Genomic DNA, 16,363 nt, shown 5'->3' with positions numbered 1-16,363 from the left:
TACTCCGCGACGATCGGCGCAGGCGCCAAGTTGTGAATCCAATGATTCGGCGGCTTGACACGGCAAGGCCGCTGCGCGGGTCGGGTGTTGTGCTCGACAGTCAATTCCGATAGGTCTCGACCCGGCCGGATGCTTTGCGCTCGCTTGTTTCGACGCGAAAGCCAGCCCCAACGAGACGCACCAAGGGGACACGCATTGTCTGCAGAAGGTTCGCGCCGCCATAGCGCCCTCAATCGTGCTGTGCTTGCAGCGTTGACTGCGACCCTTCTCGCTTCCTGTTCGGCGACATCCGACACCGACATGGCGATGTTCGGCTTCAATCCACAATATGGCGCGACTGGCGTTGCCATGCCGCAGGCCGCGCAGCCCACCGTCGCGGCAGCCACTGGCGAAGCTTCTGCGACCGCGACCGATGTTGCCGCAACCGAGGCAGCGCCGAGCTTCGTGTTCGACGAGACCGACCCGAGCCTTCCCGAAGAGATCGCTTCCGTCCCGACGATGACCAATCGCGAAATCGCCACGAGCGCCGATCCGGCCACCACGCCCGCAGATGGCGAGGCGCAGGTTGCCGCCGCCGCGACGAATGAACCCGCCGACGCAGATGCGCTCTCGGCAACGACCGAACCTGCGCCCACGGCCGAGCCGGAAGTCGCCGTCCAGCCGGCGCCCACCGCAGCTCCCGAGCCGCAAAAGCGCGGTTTCCTGTCAGCCTTCTTCTCCCAGCAACCAGCCCAGTCCGCACCTTCGCCGATCGTGCCCCAGCAGGCTCCCGCTCCCGCCCAGCAGGCGGTCGAGGCACCGAAGCCGATCATCGACCTGGAAGCCAATCGCGCGCCGGTTTCCACGGCAACGAAGCAGTCCCGACCGGTGATGATCAGCACCGCCTCGATCAGCGAGAACGCCCTGCCCGGCGTACGCGACAATGCGAACCTGTTCGAAATCACGCGTCGGAACGGCATCGACGACGACAGCGACATCGACCTGAACGAAGATGGCGGACTTTATCAGGTCGCGTATGCGCCGGGCCTAGCGCGGCTCGCCCCGAACGGCCTCATGAAGCAGCATGACGACGTCGACGTCTCGTGCCTGCGCCCGTCCCTCGTACGCGTCCTGAAGTCGATCGAAAGCCGGTTCGGCCAGAAGGTTGTCATTACTTCGGGCTTCCGCAGCGCCGAACGCAACCGGCGTGCCCGCGGCGCGCGCAATTCGCTGCACATGGCTTGCGCTGCCGCCGACATCCAGGTCGCCGGCGTCAGCAAATGGACGCTTGCCGAATATGTGCGCTCGATGCCCGGACGCGGCGGTGTAGGAACCTATTGCCACACTGAATCCGTGCATGTGGACGTCGGACCCGAACGCGACTGGAACTGGCGTTGCCGCCGACGCGGCTGATCGCTCGTCGCGACGTTGCGTAACGCGCATTTCAGGACAAAAAGTTGGAAAAACCGGTGCTGCCGGGTTGTGCGTTCCGGCGAAGCTTATTATAAACCGCCTCGTTGTACGCGCCCATCGTCTAGCGGTTAGGACGGCGCCCTTTCACGGCGCAAACAGGGGTTCGATTCCCCTTGGGCGTACCAACACCCCTCTTCTCATTTGCGAAGCGTAGCGCGGCCAGGCGACATCGATTCCAGGTCGATGCCGTGGTCCATGATCGCGCGTTCGGGCGCGGTGCCGAGGATGAGCGCGGCAGCAAGCTTTGCCAGTGCGGGCGCCGTCTGGATGCCGTAGCCGCCCTGCCCCGCCAGCCAGAAGAAGCTTCGTTCCGCGTCGCCCCACCCGACGACCGGGTTCTTGTCGGCCGCGAAAGTGCGCAGACCTGCCCACTTGTTTTCGATCCGCCGCACCTGGATATCGAATGCGGTTTCGACGCGGTCGACCGCCACGGCCACGTCGTACTCGTCCGGCTGCGCGTCGCAAGGCTCAGACGGCGTTTCGTCGGCGGGCGAGATCAGGAGCCGCCCGGCATCGGGCTTGGCGTAGAATTCCTCGTCGATATCGATGACCATCGGCCAGTGATGCGCGTTCGTGCCCTCCGGCAGCGCGATCATCGCCGCGGTGCGGCGCTTCGGCACGAGACCGACGGGGGCTATCCCTGCCGTCTCGGCGACAACATCGCCCCACGCGCCGGCCGCGTTGACGATGGTGGTGGCCTGGAAAGCATTCGACCCGGCCTCGATCGTCCAGCCGCCACTGCCGCGCCCGATCGCATCGACGGCTGCGCTGGTGACGAAGCTGCCGCCACGGGTGCGGAACTGGCGCAGATAGCCTTGATGGAGGGCATGCACGTCGATGTCCTGCGCGAAATGCTCGAAGATGGCCGCTGCGACATGACCGCTGCGAAGAAGCGGGACGAGCGCGCGTGCCGCGGCCCCGTCGAGGCGTTCGACGCCCGCCGCGCCGGCCAACTCGCGCTGGAGCGCGTCGAGGCTTTCCATCTGGTCGTCGCGTGCGATCATCAGCGCCCCCCGGGGCGTGAGAAGCGGGCGGTCGAAACCTTCGGGCGGATCGTTGTAGAAGGCTTCGGAGGCACGCGACAGCGCCCGGATGACATTGGGACCGTAAGTGGTGGAAAAGAGCGCCGCCGAGCGGCCGGTCGTATGGTAGCCCGGCTGGCTCTCGCGCTCGACGAGAAGGACGCGTGCCTTGTCGGCCAGCTCTGCCGCCACGGACGCGCCGGCGATACCGGCTCCGATGACGCAGATGTCGAAACTGGAATGTTCGGCCATGGCATGCTCCTTTTCGACCGGCTTAGCCGCAGGCGCCGGCAATGCAAGCTCCAGACCGGCGAACTCGACACGCCAAGGGGTTGAATGCCGCCGCGCTTGATGCCAAGTCTGTCCTGATCCGAAATCAGACGACAAGCCCGCGGGTAAACGGCAAATGGTCACCTATCTCGACGCGGAGACGGCCCCTCTGGGCAACACCGGCCAGATCCGGCTCTACAATGAAGACGCCTTTGCCGGCATGCGCAAGGCGTGCCTGCTCACCGCGCGCTGCCTCGACGAACTGGCATCGATGGTCGAGCCGGGCGTGACGACCGAAACCATCGACCGCTTCGTCTTCGAATTCGGCTTGGATCACGGCGCACTGCCGGCGACGCTCAACTATCGCGGCTATACCAAGGCCTCCTGCACCTCGATCAACCATGTCGTCTGCCACGGCATTCCCGACGCCAAGCCGCTGCGCGAAGGCGACATCGTCAATATCGACGTGACGTACATCGTCGATGGCTGGCACGGCGATTCGAGCCGCATGTATCCGGTCGGGCAGATCAAGCGCGCCGCCGAGAGACTGCTCGAGGTCACGCATGAATGCCTGATGCGTGGCATCGCCGCCGTGAAGCCGGGCGCACGAACCGGCGCGATCGGCGCGGCGATCCAGTCCTTCGCCGAGGCGGAGCGCTGCTCGGTGGTGCGCGATTTCTGCGGGCATGGCGTCGGGCGGCTCTTTCACGACGCACCGAACATCCTGCACTACGGCAACTCTAACGAGGGGGTGGAGATGCGCGAAGGCATGATCTTCACCATCGAGCCGATGATCAATCTCGGCCGCCCGCATGTGAAGGTTCTGTCCGACGGCTGGACCGCCGTTACGCGCGACCGCTCGCTTTCGGCCCAGTACGAGCACACGGTCGGCGTGACGAAGGATGGCTGCGAAATCTTTTCGCTGTCGCCCGCTGGGCTCGACCGTCCCGGCCTGAGCTGAGGACCGGCGCATGGGCGACGCGGAGGGCGAGGACGAGCGTGGTTTCTTCGCCGAACGCCCGCTCACCGACGCCATCGAGGGCGTTCCGATCCCGCCGCTGCCCGAGGCTGCCCGCAGGACGGCCGAGAAGCCGCACTATCATGGCCATCGCGACCGGCTGCGTGGGCGTTTCGAACAGGGCGGCGCGGCGGGCCTCGCCGATTATGAGCTGCTCGAACTCCTGCTGTTCCGTTCCATTCCGCGTGCCGACACCAAGGGCACGGCCAAGGCGCTCATAGCACGGTTCGGCTCTTTCGCCGAAGTGCTGGGCGCCGATGCTGCGCTACTTGCGGAGGTCAAGGGCGTCGGCGCATCGACCGCGCTGGACCTGAAGCTCGTCGCCGCCGCCGGGGGCCTCTTCGCCAAAGGCCAAGTCGGCAAACGCGAACTGCTCGGATCGTGGAACCAGGTGATCGACTATTGCAGAGCCGCGATGGCTTTCGAGACGCGCGAGCAGTTCCGTATTCTTTTTCTCGACAAGAAGAACGTTCTGATTGCCGACGAGGTGCAGCAGACCGGCACGATCGACCACACGCCCGTCTATCCGCGCGAAGTGGTCAAACGCGCGCTGGAGCTTTCGGCAAGCGCGATCATCCTCGTCCACAACCACCCATCCGGCGACCCGACGCCATCGCGCGCGGACATCGAGATGACCAAGACGATCGCCGATGCGGCCAAGCCGCTGGGCGTCGCGGTGCATGATCACATCATCATCGGTCGAAACGGGCATGCGAGCATGAAGAGCCTGCGGCTTTTCTGACCTGGCGTTTGGTTTCCGTTCAACGCGGGTTCAAAGCAGGTTTGGCGACCAGGGACTAATGACGGGCATCTTCCGAATCGGAACATGCCGCCATGTCATTTGCCTATCTGATGCCGATCGGCCTCCTGGCCATCTCCAACGTCTTCATGACGTTCGCCTGGTACGGTCACCTGAAATATCCCGGAAAGCCCTTGCTCATCGTCATCGGCGTGAGCTGGCTGATAGCGCTTGCGGAGTACTGCTTCGCGGTGCCCGCCAACCGCTACGGGCATGCGGTCTACTCTGCCGCTGAACTGAAGACCATCCAGGAAGTCCTGACCCTGACCGTCTTCGCCGTCTTCTCGGTCTTCTACCTCGGCGAACAGCTCACCCTCAATCACCTCGTCGGCTTCGCGCTCATCTGCGCGGGAGCCTTCTTCATCTTCAAGGGACCGATCGGCTAAGACGCCGCCGGGCCGAAGGGACATTCGCAATGCAGAACCCCTCACGACGCTCCATCCGGGCGCTCAGCGCCATGAATTTCTTCCTCGCCGACGTCCGCGACGGACTCGGCCCTTTTCTCGGCGTCTTCCTCATCGGCCATGGCTGGGCGGCCGACGAGATCGGCTATGTCATGACGCTTGGCGGCCTGGCCGGCATGCTGGCGACGACGCCGCTCGGCGCGCTCGTCGACGCGACGCGGTTCAAGCGCACCATAATCGCCGCTGCGGCGGGTCTGATTATCCTCGGAACACTGGCGCTGCTCATCAGCACCAACTTCTGGGTCGTCGCGGGGTCGCAGATCGGCACCAGCGTTTTCGCGGCGATCATCGCGCCCGCCATTGCCGGGCTGACGCTTGGACTGGTGGGCCAGACCGGCCTTGCCCACCAGCTCGGCCGGAACCAGGCCTGGAACCACGGCGGAAACGTGGTCTCGGCAATCCTCGCCGGCGCGTTCGGCTATGTCTTCGGCCTGATCGCGGTCTTCGTCCTGATGATCATCCTGGCGATCGCCTCGATCGTCAGCGTCTACATGATCGAGCCGTCCGAGATCGACCACGACGTGGCGCGCGGCCTTGAGCCATCCGCGCAGCACCAGAACCGCGAACCCTCCAGCATCGGCATGTTGCTGAAATCCCGCGCGCTCGTTGTGTTCGGCATCACAATCTTCCTCTTTCATTTCGGCAATGCCGCGATGCTGCCGCTGCTGTCGCAATCGGTCGTCTCGCAGGGGCTCGCCGATCCGAGCGCGTACACATCGGCGACCATCATCATCGCGCAGGGAACGATGATCCCGATGGCGCTCCTCGCCGCGTGGGTCGCGCAACGGCGCGGTTTTGGCATCGTCGTCATGGTGGCCCTGATCGCGCTTCCCATCCGCGGTCTCATCGCCGGCTACTGGGACAATCCGTGGGCGCTGATTCCCGTCCAGATGCTGGACGGCGTCGGCGCGGGCCTCCTCGGCGTCGCGACGCCCGGCATGGTCGCGCGCATCCTGCGCGGAACGGGGCACGTCAATCTTGGCATAGGCGGCGTGATGACCATGCACAATGTCGGCTCGGCCCTCAGCCCGGCGCTGGGCGGGTATGTCGCCGCGCACTACGGCTATGCGAATGCGTTCCTGGTGCTCGCCGCGGTGGCGACTGTGGCGCTGCTATTCTGGGCGGTCGGATCGCGCATGGAAGGCCGCGCCTACGCCGCTACCGCGTAGCCGACCATTGCCGAAACGCAAAAAACCCGCCGATCGCTCGGCGGGTTTTTTTATATGCGATCGACCCGAGGGCCGTGGCTTATGCGGCTTCGCTCTCGCGGTTGGCTTCTTCAGCCTCGACGCGGGCGCGGTCGGCGGCGCCCTTGGCGTCGACGTCGCGATCGACGAACTCGATGACGGCCATGGCGGCGTTGTCGCCGTGGCGGAAGCCGGCCTTCATGATGCGCAAATAGCCGCCGTGACGGTCGGCATAGCGCGGCGCGATGTCGTCGAAGAGACGCTTGGCAGCGGCTTCCGAACGGGTCGACGAGATGACCTGACGACGGGCGTGCAGGTCACCGCGCTTGCCGAGCGTGACGAGCTTTTCCACGATCGGGCGAAGTTCCTTCGCCTTCGGCAGGGTCGTCACGATCTGCTCGTGCTCGATGAGGGACGCAGCCATGTTGGCGAACATGGCCTTGCGGTGGCTGGCGGTACGGTTCAGCTTACGGCCGGAATTTCCGTGGCGCATGAGCTTGCTCCTTCACATTTGATGCGAGGCACAAAGCCTCAATACTGATCTTCGTAGCGCTTGGCGAGATCGTCGATGTTCTCCGGTGGCCAGTCGGCCACTTCCATGCCCAGATGGAGACCCATCGAGGCAAGAACTTCCTTGATCTCGTTCAACGACTTGCGTCCGAAATTCGGCGTGCGGAGCATTTCCGCCTCCGTCTTCTGGATCAGGTCGCCGATATAGACGATGTTGTCGTTCTTCAGGCAGTTGGCCGAGCGGACCGAAAGCTCCAGCTCGTCGACCTTCTTCAGGAGCGCCGGGTTGAAGGCGAGCTCGGTGACCTGCTCCGAAGCGACTTCCTTCTGCGGCTCCTCGAAATTGACGAAGAGGCCGAGCTGGTCCTGCAGGATGCGCGCAGCGAAAGCCACGGCGTCCTCGCCGGAGATCGAACCGTCCGTCTCGAGCTGCATGGTGAGCTTGTCATAATCGAGAACCTGGCCCTCGCGGGTGTTCTCGACCTTGTACGACACCTTGCGGACCGGCGAGTAGAGGCTGTCGACCGGGATGAGCCCGATCGGCGCGTCTTCGGCGCGGTTGCGTTCGGCAGGCACGTAGCCCTTGCCCGCGTCGACCGTGAACTCCATGCGGATCTCCGCGCCCTCGTCGAGCGTGCAGATCACGTGGTCGGGGTTCAGGATCTCGACATCGCCCACGGTCTGGATATCGCCGGCAACGACGACGCCCGGACCCTGCTTGCGCACGACCATACGCTTGGGGCCCTCGCCTTCCATGCGGATGGCGATTTCCTTGATGTTGAGAACGATGTCGGTCACGTCCTCGCGGACGCCCGCGATCGACGAAAATTCATGCAGCACGCCGTCGATCTGGACGGCCGTGACGGCCGCACCGCGCAGCGACGACAGAAGCACGCGGCGAAGCGCGTTGCCGAGCGTCAGGCCGAAACCACGCTCCAACGGCTCGGCGACGAGCGTGGTCATGGTGCGGCCCTTGGACTTGAACTCGACCTTGTTCGGCTTGATGAGTTCCTGCCAGTTTTTCTGGATCATTCCGGTTTCCTTCCGTTTCCCCGCCACCATCCAATCGTGACGGGCAATCTGGAAAACGCAGAGGAGCGCCGCGAACGGCGCTCATGCGCTGATGATGAATTAGACGCGGCGCTTCTTGCGTGGGCGGCAACCATTGTGCGGGATCGGCGTCACGTCGCGGATGGACGTGATCATGAAGCCCGCGGCCTGCAGCGCGCGAAGAGCCGATTCACGACCCGAACCGGGGCCGCAGACCTCGACCTCGAGCGTGCGCATGCCGTGCTCCTGCGCCTTCTTGGCGCAATCTTCGGCAGCGACCTGCGCGGCGAACGGGGTCGACTTGCGCGAACCCTTGAAGCCCTGGGCACCGGCCGACGACCAGGCAATCGCATTGCCCTGCGCGTCGGTGATGGTGATCATGGTGTTGTTGAAGGTCGAGTTGACGTGCGCGATGCCCGTCGAGATGTTCTTGCGTTCGCGACGGCGGACGCGTCCGGCTTCCTTGGCCATGGTCTTCCTTTCGATGATCTCTTCGCCGCCGTAATGCCAGCGGCTCCACCTTGGAAGGGGAGTAAGGGAGTAGGTCGTTAGGGGAGTAGGTGGAACGTCGCGGCCTGGCCGGAACGTCAACACATACTCCCTTACTCCCCTACTCCCCTACTCACCTCCGAATTACTTCTTCTTGCCCTGAATGGCCTTCGCCGGACCCTTGCGGGTGCGGGCGTTGGTGTGCGTGCGCTGGCCGCGAACCGGCAGCGAACGACGGTGGCGCAGGCCGCGGTAGCAGCCCAGGTCCATCAGACGCTTGATGTTCATCGAGACTTCGCGGCGCAGATCGCCCTCGACCTTGTAGTCGCGGTCGATCGCTTCGCGGATCTGCAGCACTTCGGCGTCGGTGAGCTGATTGACGCGACGATCGACGGGAATGCCGACCTTCTCGACGATCTCGGAAGCGAACTTCGCGCCGATGCCGTGAATGTACTGAAGCGCGATGATGACGCGCTTGTTGGTCGGAATGTTGACGCCAGCTATACGGGCCATCTTCTTCTCCATCTCGGGTCGGCTTTTGCCGAAATTTCTGTTTATGCCCGCGTCCGGTGGAGGCCGGCCCTTGCGGGTGTTTTCCTGCGCCATGAGGGGCGCCAGCACCAAAGCAGCGCGCCCCGTTCACGAATTGGGAGACGCGCCGCTATAGGGCAACTCGGCCGGCGGGTCAACCCCGCCCGACTTCAGTTCGCCTTGACGAGAATATCCTCGATCTCGGCGGTGACGGTGTCCATGTCCTGCATGCCGTCGATGGTGACCAGTTCGCCTGTCTGGCGATAATGCGCAGAGAGAGGCGCCGTCTTCTGGCGGTACTCGTCGAGGCGCTTGGCGAACGATTCGGGATTGTCGTCGGCCCGAACCGAGCCGCCGGCTGCCAGCGTGTCCGCGACCCGCTTCTTCATCCGCTCGACCAGCGCCGTCTCATCGACCTTGAGTTCGATCACGGCATCGAGCTTCTGGCCCTTGTGCGCCAGCATTTCCGCCAGGGCTTCGGCCTGCGCCACCGTGCGCGGGAAGCCGTCGAGGATGAACCCCTTGCGGCAGTCCGGCTCGTCGATGCGATCGGAAACGATCTGGTTGACGACCGCATCCGAGACGAGTTCGCCCGAATCCATGATGGCCTTGGCGCGCTTGCCGATCTCGGTGCCGTTGGCGACGGCCGAGCGCAGCATGTCCCCCGTGGAAAGCTGCGGTATGCCATGACGCTCGACCAGTCGCTGCGCCTGCGTTCCCTTCCCCGCGCCGGGCGGTCCAAGCAGTATCAGTCTCATCGTCCCCTCTTGCCCCCCCGGAGCTTCGACTTCTTGATCAGCCCTTCATACTGATGGGCAATGAGGTGGCCCTGCATCTGGGCGACCGTGTCGAGCGTGACGCTGACGACGATCAGCAACGACGTCCCGCCGAGATAGAACGGCACGCCGGTAGCCGAGATCAGGAACTCGGGAACCAGACAGACCACGATCAGATAGATCGCGCCGACGACCGTAATGCGAGTCAGCACATAGTCGATATACTCGGCCGTGCGCTCGCCGGGACGATAGCCGGGAATGAAGCCCGAATGCTTCTTGAGCTGATCTGCGGTGTCCTTCGGATTGAAGACGATCGCCGTGTAGAAGAAGGCGAAGAAACCGATCAGGCCGGCGTAGAGCAACATGTAGAGCGGCTGGCCATGGCCGAGCGCGGCAAGAACCGAGTTCGCCCAGGCCGGCAGGTTCGTCGTGTCCGAGAAGCCGGCGGCGGTCGCTGGCAGAAGCAGCAGCGAGGACGCGAAGATCGCCGGAATGACACCCGCAGTGTTGAGCTTCAGCGGCAGATGCGACGTGTCGCCCTGGAACATGCGGTTGCCGACCTGGCGCTTCGGATACTGGATCAGGAGCCGTCGCTGGGCGCGCTCGAAGAAGACGATGATGCCGATGAGGACGACCGCGAGCGTAAGGATCGCGAGGATGAGGCCGGTCGAAAGCGCGCCGGTGCGGCCGAGTTCGAGCGTTCCGGAGATCGCAGACGGCAGCCCCGCCACGATGCCGGCGAAGATGATCAGCGAAATGCCGTTGCCGAGGCCACGCGCGGTGATCTGCTCGCCGAGCCACATCAGGAACATGGTGCCGCCGACCAGCGTGATGACGGCCGAAATGCGGAAGAACCAGCCCGGATCGGTGACGATGTTCGCGCCGCCCTCGAGGCCGACGGCGATGCCGTATGCCTGGACCGTCGCCAGGAGCACCGTGCCGTAGCGCGTATACTGGTTGATGACCTTGCGGCCCTGCTCGCCTTCCTTCTTCAACTGCTCGAGCGTCGGCACGACGGCCGTCATGAGCTGCATGATGATGGAGGCGGAAATGTAGGGCATGATGCCCAGCGCAAAGATCGCCATGCGCTCGACGGCGCCGCCGGCGAACATGTTGAACATGCCGAGCACGCCACCCGACTGCTGCTGGAATGCCTGCGCGAATGCGTCCGGATTGATGCCCGGCATCGGGATGTAGGTGCCGAGCCGATAGACCAGCAGCGCACCCAGCGTGAACCAGATTCGCTTCTTGAGGTCTTCGGCCTTCGAGAAGGCCGCGAAATTCAGATTTGCGGCAAGTTGTTCTGCTGCAGATGCCATTAGTCTCTCCGAACGCAGGCGGATCAGCCGAGGAAAAGCCGGCGCGCGGAAAACCTGTCACGCACTGTCCGTCGGTGCAAGCCGTGGAAGGCACGACATAAGGCCACGCCCGACAATATGCAAGCGGCGGCTCGAAGGCCGCCGCTAGGGTATTTCAGTTGCGCACCGCGATTACTCGGCGGCGGCCTTTTCCGGCACCTTGACGGAGCCGCCGGCCTTCTCGACCTTCTCGATCGCCGACTTGGAAGCGCCGGCGATGTCGAAGGAGACCTTCGACTTGATCTCGCCCGAGCCGAGGAGGCGAACGCCGTCCTTGGCGCGGCGGATAAGGCGGGCCTCGACCAGCGCTTCGATCGTCACGGCCTTCTTGCCGTCGAGACGACCCGAATCGATGGCTTCCTGAACCTTGCCGACCGAGATCTCGTTGAAGCTCTTGCTGAACGGGTTCTTGAAGCCGCGCTTCGGCAGGCGACGATAGATCGGCATCTGGCCGCCCTCGAAGCCGTTGATGGCGACGCCCGAGCGCGAGCTCTGGCCCTTCACGCCACGGCCGGAGGTCTTGCCCTTGCCGGAGCCGATGCCGCGACCGACGCGCTTGCGCGAGTGCGTTGCGCCGTCGACGTCACGAAGTTCGTTGAGTTTCATGTCTGTCGCTCCTGCTTACGCCTCGTCCACGACGCGGACGAGGTGCTGCACCTTGGCGATCATGCCGCGAACCGAAGGGGTATCCTCCAGGGTGCGGCGACGATGCATCTTGTTCAGTCCGAGACCGACGAGCGTTGCGCGCTGCGCGTCCGGACGGCGAATGGGGCTACCGATCTGCTCGACCGTCAGCGTCTTTGCCTTCTTGGCCATCTAACCAATCCTACTCTTCGGACGACACGGCAGCGCCGCGGCGCGCCTGAAGCGTCGAGTACTTGATGCCGCGCTGGGCTGCGACGTCCTTCGGGTGAAGCTGGTGCTTCAGCGCGTCGAACGTGGCGCGAACCATGTTGTACGGGTTCGAGGAACCCATCGACTTGGCGACGACGTCGTGCATGCCGAGCGTTTCGAAGACGGCGCGCATCGGGCCACCCGCGATGATGCCCGTACCGGCCTTGGCGGTGCGCAGCAGAACCTTGCCGGCGCCGTGACGGCCATTGACGTCATGGTGCAGCGTACGACCATCGCGCAGCGGCACGAAGATCATGTCGCGCTTGGCGCTTTCGGTAGCCTTGCGGATGGCTTCCGGCACTTCGCGCGCCTTGCCGTGACCGAAGCCGACGCGGCCCTTCTGGTCGCCGACGACGACGAGGGCGGCGAAGCCGAAGCGACGGCCACCCTTGACCACCTTGGCGACGCGGTTGATGTGAACCAGCTTGTCGACGAACCCGTCGTCGCGCTCTTCGCGGTCGCGTCCGCGACCACCTTCCCTACGATCCTGTGCCATATCCTGTCCTTATTTTTTTCCGGAAGCACGGGTTGCAAAAAAGACCGGGGCGGAAGTACCGCCCCTGCCCGGTTAGAAGTTCAGACCGCCTTCGCGGGCGGCATCGGCAAGCGCCTTGACGCGGCCGTGATAGATGTACGCCCCGCGATCGAAAACGACGTCCTTGACGCCGGCCTTGACGGCGCGTTCGGCGACGAGCTTGCCGACGGCAGCCGCAGCAGCCGAGTCGGCGCCGGTCTTGAGCGAACCCTTGAGGTCCTTCTCAAGCGTCGAAGCCGAAGCGATCGTGTGGCCGTTGGCGTCATCGATGAGCTGCACATAGATGTGCTTCGACGAACGGTGGACCGAAAGACGCGGACGCTCGCCTGCGACCTTCTTGATCTGGCGACGAACGCGCGAAGCGCGCTTGAGCGCGGATTCCTTGGAAGCCATTATTCAATTCCCTGCCTTGAAAAACGGGGCCGGCCCTGTGCGGTAAGCAAATGCTTCCCGCGGCCGCACCCCGTGGCGTTTCGATTTTACTTCTTCTTGCCTTCCTTGCGAACGATACGTTCGCCGGCATAACGAACGCCCTTGCCCTTGTAGGGCTCCGGCGGACGGTACTCACGGATTTCGGCTGCTACCTGACCAACCTGCTGCTTGTCAATGCCGCTGACCACGATCTCGGTCGGCTTGGTGACCTGGATCGTGATGCCTTCGGGCGTCTGGTAGACGACGTCGTGGCTGAAACCGAGTGCGAGTTGCAGGTTCTTGCCCTGCATGGCGGCACGGTAGCCGACGCCGGTGATCTCGAGCTTGCGCTCGAAGCCGTCCTTGACGCCCTGGAGGATGTTCTCGATCCGGGTGCGGGACATGCCCCACTTCGAACGCGCATCCTTGGATTCGTCACGCGGCGAAACCTGGATCGCGCCGTCTTCCAGCTTGACCAGAACTTCGTCGTTGACGACGTATTTCAGTTCGCCCTTCGGGCCCTTGGCGCTGACGGTGCGGCCATCGACGGTCGCGGTCACGCCCTGCGGGACGGAGAGAGGCTTCTTGCCGATACGAGACATGTCGTTGTCCTCGTCTTCTTCTTATGTTTCGAGAAGCCGATCAGAAGATCTGGCAGAGAATCTCGCCGCCGACGTTCTCTTCGCGGGCCTGATGGTCCGCCATGACGCCCTTCGGCGTGGAGAGAATGGCAATGCCGAGACCGTTGGCAACCTGCGGGATCGACTTGACCGACACGTAAACGCGACGGCCCGGCTTCGACACGCGGGCGATCTCGCGGATCACCGGCTGGCCTTCAAAGTACTTCAGCTCGATCTCGATTTCCGACTTGCCGTTGTCATAGTCGACCTGGGCGTAGTCGCGGATGTAGCCTTCGGACTTCAGGACTTCGAGAACGCGGGCGCGCAGGCGAGAGGCGGGCGTGGAGACCTTGGTCTTCTTGCGGCCGTAGGCGTTGCGGATGCGGGTCAGCATATCGCCGAGAGGATCACTCATGGACATGGAATATCCTCCTTACCAGCTTGACTTGACGAGGCCGGGGATGAGGCCGTTATTGCCGAGCTCGCGCATCGCAATACGGCTCATCTTGAGCTTGCGGTAGTAGGCGCGCGGACGACCGGTGACTTCGCAGCGATTGCGCACGCGGGTCTTCGACGAGTTGCGCGGCAGGGCTGCGAGTTCGAGCTGCGCACGGAAGCGCTCATCCATCGGACGGTCCTGGTCCATGATGATCGCCTTCAGATCGGCGCGCTTGTTGGCGAAACGCTTCACAAGCTTCGCGCGCTTCTGGTTCTTCTCGACTGAGCTGGTCTTAGCCATTCAGATATGTCCTTTATTCGCTGCCGTTACTGGCGGAACGGGAAGTTCAAGGCCTTGAGCAGTGCTCGTGCCTCGTCATCCGACCGGGCAGTCGTACAAACGATGATGTCCATTCCCCAGATCTGGTCGACCTTGTCGTAATTGATCTCGGGGAACACGATGTGCTCCTTCACGCCCATGGCGAAGTTGCCACGGCCGTCGAAGCTCTTGGGGTTGAGGCCCCGGAAGTCGCGAACGCGCGGAAGAGCGATCGTCACCAGACGATCGATGAAATCGTACATGCGGTCCTGGCGAAGGGTGACCTTGGCGCCGATCGGCATGCCTTCACGCACCTTGAAGCCGGCGATCGACGTGCGGGCACGCGTGACGACGGGCTTCTGGCCGGCGATCATCGCGAGATCTTCCGCGGCGACCGAAGGCTTCTTGGAATCGCCGGTCGCTTCGCCGACGCCCATGTTGATGACCACTTTGTCGAGACGCGGGATCATCATCTCGTTGGCGTAGTTGAACTCTTCCTGGAGCGCCTTGCGGATCGTCTCGCCGTAGAGCTTCTTGAGCCGGGGCTCATACTTGGACTCAGCCATTGATCACTTCTCCGGAACGCTTGGCGATACGGACCTTCTTGCCGTCGCGGAAATCGAAGCCGACGCGGGTCGGCTTGTTGTCCTTGGGGTCGGCGATCGCGATATTGGACAGATGGAGGGGGGCTTCCTTGCGGATGATGCCGCCTTCCTGCGAAGCGGACTGCTTCTGGTGGCGCGCAATCATGTTGACGCCGCGGACGACAGCCTTGTCTTCCTTCGGCATCACCTGCACGACTTCACCGGTACGGCCCTTGTCCTTGCCGGCCAGAACGACGACCTTGTCGCCCTTACGAATCTTCTGCATCTTCCCGGCCCCTTAAAGCACTTCCGGTGCAAGCGAAATGATCTTCATGTGGTTCTTCGCGCGAAGCTCGCGCGGAACGGGACCGAAGATACGAGTGCCCACCGGCTCTTTCTTGTTATCGACGAGAACGGCTGCGTTCTTGTCGAAACGGATCACGCTGCCGTCCGGACGACGGATGTCCTTGGCCGTGCGAACCACGACCGCCTTCATCACGTCACCCTTCTTAACGCGGCCGCGCGGAATGGCTTCCTTCACGGAGACGACAATGATGTCGCCAACGGAGGCATACTTCCGCTTCGAGCCGCCCAGCACCTTGATGCACATGACACGACGTGCGCCGGAATTATCCGCCACGTCGAGGTTTGTTTGCATCTGAATCATGACTGGCCGCCTTCTTATTCGTTGGAGAGCGGCTCATATACGCACTCTCCGGCTTTATCAAGTTTCGTTCTTACTCGGCCGAGGCCGCCTGGGACGGATTTTCGATCACGACCCACTTCTTGTCCTTGGAGATCGGCGCCGACTCCTGGATGAAGACGAAATCGCCCACCTTGCAGGCGTTGTTCTCGTCGTGCGCCTTGTACTTCTTCGTCTGGCGAACGGTCTTCTTCATCACCGGATGGGTGAAGCGACGCTCGATCTTGACCACGACCGTCTTGTCGTTCTTGTCCGAGACGACCGTGCCCTGCATGATGCGCTTTGGCATGTTCTTCGTCCTTAAGCCTTCTTGCCGGCCGACTTCTCGGCAGCGATCGTCTTGATGCGCGCGATGTCCCGACGGACTTCCTTCACGCGCGCGGTTTTCTCGATCTGGCCGGTCGCCTTTTGGAAGCGCAGGTTGAACTGCTCCTTCTTCAGCGCAGCCAGGTCGTCATTGAGCTCATCGAGCGTCTTTGCCCGAACGTCAGAGGCCTTCATGATCAGCCCTTTCCTACTCTGCGATGCGCTGTACGAAGCGCGTGCGAACCGAAAGCTTGGCAGCGCCGAGACGAAGCGCCTCGCGGGCGATCTCCTCGGAGACACCGTCGATCTCGAACATGACGCGACCCGGCTTGACGCGGGCTGCCCAGTAATCGACCGAACCCTTGCCCTTGCCCATGCGGACTTCGGTCGGCTTCGACGTCACCGGCAGATCCGGGAACACCCGAATCCAGACACGGCCCTGACGCTTCATCTGACGCGTGATGGCACGGCGGGCGGCTTCGATCTCACGGGCGGTGACCCGGTTCGGCTCAAGCGCCTTCAGACCGAACCCGCCGAAATTGAGGTCCGTTCCGCCCTTCGCGGTGCCGTGGATACGGCCCTTGAACTGCTTGCGGAACTTCGTGCGCTTTGGCTGCAGCATTCTAA

The 16,363-nt window shown here is 63.4% G+C and carries 25 protein-coding genes and 1 tRNA gene; 6 read left to right on the top strand and 20 right to left on the bottom strand.

Translation table 11 applies throughout. From position 1 onward, the window contains the following. Positions 1–252: 252 nt before the first annotated feature. Together ALII_RS0100885 and ALII_RS0100880 are read left to right on the top strand one after the other, a co-directional pair. Positions 253–1,392 (top strand): D-Ala-D-Ala carboxypeptidase family metallohydrolase, encoded by a 1,140-nt coding sequence (locus ALII_RS0100885; RefSeq protein ID WP_244437238.1) that lies wholly within the window; start codon positions 253–255, stop codon positions 1,390–1,392. Positions 1,393–1,502: 110 nt separating this feature from the next. Then, a tRNA-Glu gene (locus ALII_RS0100880) sits at positions 1,503–1,577 on the top strand. A 12-nt stretch (positions 1,578–1,589) separates the two neighbouring features. Here ALII_RS0100880 and ALII_RS0100875 read toward each other — a convergent pair. Then, positions 1,590–2,726: an FAD-dependent oxidoreductase gene (locus ALII_RS0100875; RefSeq protein WP_024585453.1), complete on the bottom strand. Its 1,137-nt coding sequence runs from the start codon at positions 2,724–2,726 to the stop codon at positions 1,590–1,592. Positions 2,727–2,880: 154 nt separating this feature from the next. Between ALII_RS0100875 and map the strand changes: the two genes are divergently transcribed. The 4 genes from map to ALII_RS0100855 all read left to right on the top strand — a co-directional run bounded on the left by map (position 2,881) and on the right by ALII_RS0100855 (position 6,194). Then, the gene (map, locus tag ALII_RS0100870; RefSeq protein WP_024585452.1) at positions 2,881–3,705 is read left to right on the top strand and encodes a type I methionyl aminopeptidase; all 825 of its coding nucleotides are present in this window, start codon (positions 2,881–2,883) and stop codon (positions 3,703–3,705) included. A gap of 10 nt (positions 3,706–3,715) precedes the next feature. Next, positions 3,716–4,504, top strand: coding sequence for a DNA repair protein RadC (gene radC, locus ALII_RS0100865; protein ID WP_024585451.1), 789 nt, complete (start codon positions 3,716–3,718; stop codon positions 4,502–4,504). 92 nt (positions 4,505–4,596) lie between these two features. Next, on the top strand, positions 4,597–4,947 hold the full coding sequence (locus ALII_RS0100860) for a DMT family protein (RefSeq protein WP_024585450.1): 351 nt from the start codon (positions 4,597–4,599) through the stop codon (positions 4,945–4,947). 29 nt (positions 4,948–4,976) lie between these two features. Beyond that, positions 4,977–6,194 (top strand): MFS transporter, encoded by a 1,218-nt coding sequence (locus ALII_RS0100855; protein ID WP_024585449.1) that lies wholly within the window; start codon positions 4,977–4,979, stop codon positions 6,192–6,194. A 79-nt stretch (positions 6,195–6,273) separates the two neighbouring features. On the opposite strand, the gene rplQ is transcribed toward ALII_RS0100855, so the two are convergent. The 19 genes from rplQ to rplP all read right to left on the bottom strand — a co-directional run bounded on the left by rplQ (position 6,274) and on the right by rplP (position 16,358). After that, complete coding sequence (rplQ, locus tag ALII_RS0100850) at positions 6,274–6,705, bottom strand: 50S ribosomal protein L17 (RefSeq protein WP_024585448.1); 432 nt, start codon at positions 6,703–6,705, stop codon at positions 6,274–6,276. A gap of 38 nt (positions 6,706–6,743) precedes the next feature. Next, positions 6,744–7,754, bottom strand: a complete 1,011-nt coding sequence (locus ALII_RS0100845; protein WP_024585447.1) for a DNA-directed RNA polymerase subunit alpha — start codon at positions 7,752–7,754, stop codon at positions 6,744–6,746. A 99-nt stretch (positions 7,755–7,853) separates the two neighbouring features. Then, entirely contained in the window at positions 7,854–8,243 is a 390-nt protein-coding gene (gene rpsK, locus ALII_RS0100840) for a 30S ribosomal protein S11 (RefSeq protein ID WP_024585446.1), read from the bottom strand. 162 nt (positions 8,244–8,405) lie between these two features. After that, positions 8,406–8,774: a 30S ribosomal protein S13 gene (gene rpsM, locus ALII_RS0100835; RefSeq protein WP_024585445.1), complete on the bottom strand. Its 369-nt coding sequence runs from the start codon at positions 8,772–8,774 to the stop codon at positions 8,406–8,408. Between the two features lie 188 nt (positions 8,775–8,962). Continuing rightward, positions 8,963–9,550, bottom strand: coding sequence for an adenylate kinase (locus ALII_RS0100830; protein WP_024585444.1), 588 nt, complete (start codon positions 9,548–9,550; stop codon positions 8,963–8,965). Then, positions 9,547–10,887 (bottom strand): preprotein translocase subunit SecY, encoded by a 1,341-nt coding sequence (gene secY / locus ALII_RS0100825; protein WP_024585443.1) that lies wholly within the window; start codon positions 10,885–10,887, stop codon positions 9,547–9,549. The genes ALII_RS0100830 and secY overlap by 4 nt, the downstream gene beginning before the upstream one ends. A gap of 171 nt (positions 10,888–11,058) precedes the next feature. After that, positions 11,059–11,532: a 50S ribosomal protein L15 gene (gene rplO, locus ALII_RS0100820; RefSeq protein ID WP_024585442.1), complete on the bottom strand. Its 474-nt coding sequence runs from the start codon at positions 11,530–11,532 to the stop codon at positions 11,059–11,061. A gap of 15 nt (positions 11,533–11,547) precedes the next feature. Further along, positions 11,548–11,742: a 50S ribosomal protein L30 gene (gene rpmD / locus ALII_RS0100815; RefSeq protein WP_024585441.1), complete on the bottom strand. Its 195-nt coding sequence runs from the start codon at positions 11,740–11,742 to the stop codon at positions 11,548–11,550. A 10-nt stretch (positions 11,743–11,752) separates the two neighbouring features. Next, entirely contained in the window at positions 11,753–12,316 is a 564-nt protein-coding gene (rpsE, locus tag ALII_RS0100810) for a 30S ribosomal protein S5 (RefSeq protein ID WP_024585440.1), read from the bottom strand. A gap of 72 nt (positions 12,317–12,388) precedes the next feature. Further along, positions 12,389–12,748, bottom strand: coding sequence for a 50S ribosomal protein L18 (gene rplR / locus ALII_RS0100805; RefSeq protein WP_024585439.1), 360 nt, complete (start codon positions 12,746–12,748; stop codon positions 12,389–12,391). An 86-nt stretch (positions 12,749–12,834) separates the two neighbouring features. Further along, positions 12,835–13,368, bottom strand: a complete 534-nt coding sequence (gene rplF, locus ALII_RS0100800) for a 50S ribosomal protein L6 (protein WP_024585438.1) — start codon at positions 13,366–13,368, stop codon at positions 12,835–12,837. Positions 13,369–13,408: 40 nt separating this feature from the next. Further along, positions 13,409–13,807, bottom strand: coding sequence for a 30S ribosomal protein S8 (rpsH, locus tag ALII_RS0100795; RefSeq protein WP_024585437.1), 399 nt, complete (start codon positions 13,805–13,807; stop codon positions 13,409–13,411). Between the two features lie 12 nt (positions 13,808–13,819). Beyond that, on the bottom strand, positions 13,820–14,125 hold the full coding sequence (gene rpsN, locus ALII_RS0100790) for a 30S ribosomal protein S14 (RefSeq protein WP_024585436.1): 306 nt from the start codon (positions 14,123–14,125) through the stop codon (positions 13,820–13,822). A 26-nt stretch (positions 14,126–14,151) separates the two neighbouring features. Beyond that, the gene (gene rplE / locus ALII_RS0100785) at positions 14,152–14,709 is read right to left on the bottom strand and encodes a 50S ribosomal protein L5 (RefSeq protein WP_024585435.1); all 558 of its coding nucleotides are present in this window, start codon (positions 14,707–14,709) and stop codon (positions 14,152–14,154) included. Then, the gene (gene rplX, locus ALII_RS0100780; RefSeq protein ID WP_024585434.1) at positions 14,702–15,013 is read right to left on the bottom strand and encodes a 50S ribosomal protein L24; all 312 of its coding nucleotides are present in this window, start codon (positions 15,011–15,013) and stop codon (positions 14,702–14,704) included. Before rplX ends, rplE begins: the two co-directional genes overlap by 8 nt. 12 nt (positions 15,014–15,025) lie before the next feature. Then, the gene (rplN, locus tag ALII_RS0100775) at positions 15,026–15,394 is read right to left on the bottom strand and encodes a 50S ribosomal protein L14 (protein WP_024585433.1); all 369 of its coding nucleotides are present in this window, start codon (positions 15,392–15,394) and stop codon (positions 15,026–15,028) included. 70 nt (positions 15,395–15,464) lie between these two features. After that, positions 15,465–15,719, bottom strand: a complete 255-nt coding sequence (rpsQ, locus tag ALII_RS0100770) for a 30S ribosomal protein S17 (RefSeq protein WP_024585432.1) — start codon at positions 15,717–15,719, stop codon at positions 15,465–15,467. Between the two features lie 11 nt (positions 15,720–15,730). After that, entirely contained in the window at positions 15,731–15,931 is a 201-nt protein-coding gene (gene rpmC / locus ALII_RS0100765; RefSeq protein WP_024585431.1) for a 50S ribosomal protein L29, read from the bottom strand. A 13-nt stretch (positions 15,932–15,944) separates the two neighbouring features. Then, positions 15,945–16,358, bottom strand: a complete 414-nt coding sequence (gene rplP / locus ALII_RS0100760) for a 50S ribosomal protein L16 (RefSeq protein ID WP_024585430.1) — start codon at positions 16,356–16,358, stop codon at positions 15,945–15,947. Positions 16,359–16,363 lie beyond the last annotated feature (5 nt).

It is taken from the genome of Aliihoeflea sp. 2WW, assembly GCF_000497755.1.
Classification (GTDB): Bacteria; Pseudomonadota; Alphaproteobacteria; order Rhizobiales; family Rhizobiaceae; genus Aliihoeflea.
Note: the sequence above shows the minus strand (reverse complement) of the source record. Positions and strands in the feature narration are given on the sequence as shown.